Source organism: Amycolatopsis sp. SID8362 (assembly GCF_010550475.1).
Classification (GTDB): Bacteria; Actinomycetota; Actinomycetes; order Mycobacteriales; family Pseudonocardiaceae; genus Amycolatopsis; species Amycolatopsis eburnea.
In genome coordinates, this window is record NZ_JAAGNB010001402.1 from 1 (window position 1) to 1341 (window position 1341).

General features: G+C 74.6%; 2 protein-coding genes. Both read left to right on the forward strand.

Translation table 11 applies throughout. The features are described from left to right. On the forward strand, positions 1–482 hold a 482-nt coding region (locus G3I65_RS42920; RefSeq protein WP_160701172.1), incomplete at its 5' end, for an acyl carrier protein. 34 nt (positions 483–516) lie between these two features. Further along, positions 517–1341, forward strand: an 825-nt coding sequence (locus tag G3I65_RS42925) for a beta-ketoacyl synthase N-terminal-like domain-containing protein (RefSeq protein ID WP_160701173.1), incomplete at its 3' end; no start/stop codon positions are given.

A 1341-nucleotide genomic window follows, 5' to 3' on the forward strand; every position in this document is an offset into this window, starting at 1 on the left:
CGGGCCTGCCCCCGGCCGAGCGCGGCAAGGTCGCCCTGGAGGTGGTCCGCACCCGGATCGCCGCGGTGCTGGGCCACGCGAGCCAGGACGCCGTCGGCGCCGACCGCGCGTTCACCGACCTCGGCTTCGACTCGCTCAGCGCGGTCGAGCTGCGCAACCAGCTCACCGAAGCGACCGGGCTGAGCCTGCCGGCCACGCTGGTCTTCGACCACCCGACCCCGCGGGCGCTCGCGGAGAACCTGCTGGCGCAGCTGGTGCCGGCCGAAGGGGGCGGCGAAGCCGGGGAAGACCTCGAAATCCGCGCGCTGCTCGCGTCGGTGCCGCTCGCGCAGCTGAGGGAGATCGGTGTGCTGGAACCGCTGCTGCAGCTCGCGGGCCGGGGGCCGGCAGCGACGGCCACCGACGAGGAAGCCGGCGACTCGATCGACGCGATGACGGTCGACGACCTGGTGCAGGCGGCGCTCGACGGCAAGACGCAGTGATCCCCGCGACCCCCGCGACCCCACGGAGTTGAACATGTCGTCCCCCAGCGAACGGGTTGTCGAGGCGCTCCGCGCTTCCATGAAGGAAGCCGAGCGGCTGCGCCGCCAGAACCAGAACCTGGTTTCGGCGGCGACCGAGCCGATCGCGATCGTGGCGATGAGCTGCCGGTTCCCCGGCGGCGTGCGGACGCCGGAAGCGTTGTGGGACCTGGTGGCCGGCGGCGGGGACGCGATCTCCGGCTTCCCCGCCGACCGGGGGTGGGACCTCGCCGCACTGGCCGGCGCCGGCACCGACGAGCGCGGGACGACGGTCAGCCAGGCCGGCGGGTTCCTCGACGGGCTGGCCGAGTTCGACCCGGGCTTCTTCGGCATCTCCCCGCGCGAGGCGGTGTCGATGGACCCCCAGCAGCGGCTGCTGCTGGAGACCTCGTGGGAGGCGCTGGAGCGGGCGGGCCTCGACCCGGTATCCCTGCGGGGCAGCCAAACCGGCGTGTTCACCGGCACCAACGGCCAGGACTACGCCTACCTCATGGTGCGGTCGCTGGCCGACGCCGACGGCAGCGTCGGCACCGGGATCGCCGCGAGCGCCCTGTCCGGGCGGCTGTCCTACACCCTCGGCCTGGAGGGGCCGGCGGTCACCATCGACACGGCGTGCTCGTCGTCGCTCGTCGCCGTGCACCTGGCCACCCAGGCCCTGCGGGCGGGGGAGTGCTCGCTCGCGCTGGCCGGCGGCGTCAACGTGATGGCCACGCCCGGCTCGCTGCTGGAGTTCAGCCGCCAGGGCGGCCTCGCGCCGGACGGGCGCTGCAAGGCGTTCTCCGACGCCGCCGACGGCACCGGCTGGGCCGAAGGCGTCGGC